This window comes from Pseudomonas sp. Kh14 (assembly GCF_900291005.1).
Classification (GTDB): Bacteria; Pseudomonadota; Gammaproteobacteria; order Pseudomonadales; family Pseudomonadaceae; genus Aquipseudomonas; species Aquipseudomonas alloputida.
Window position 1 is genome coordinate 1 of record NZ_OLKJ01000241.1, and the last position, 246, is coordinate 246.

Annotated in this window: 1 protein-coding gene; it reads right to left on the reverse strand. The window is 37.8% G+C overall.

Annotation, left to right across the window (positions count from 1 at the left end):
- Positions 1 to 230, reverse strand: a 230-nt coding sequence (locus tag FQ668_RS28900; protein ID WP_218570930.1) for a hypothetical protein, incomplete at its 3' end; no start/stop codon positions are given.
- Between the last annotated feature and the right edge of the window lie 16 nt (positions 231 to 246).

Sequence of the window (246 nt, forward strand, 5' to 3'; positions counted from 1 at the left end):
ATTGTGCCATTTGTTAGTCGCATTGAGATGATTTGCTCTTCTTCAATCGGATTAGCGGCGATAGCTATGTCATTGAATTTGATATTAAAATCAATATCTTCTGGCAATCGTTGCGAGCCATAATAATTCTCACATTGACAGATAAGGTTCGCTAATTGCCGAAGTGATTCAATATAGATACTTCGCTTATCCTCGTTATGATCAATCACGCCCTGCATTGAAAGTTTCAATTGGTATCCTGAACTG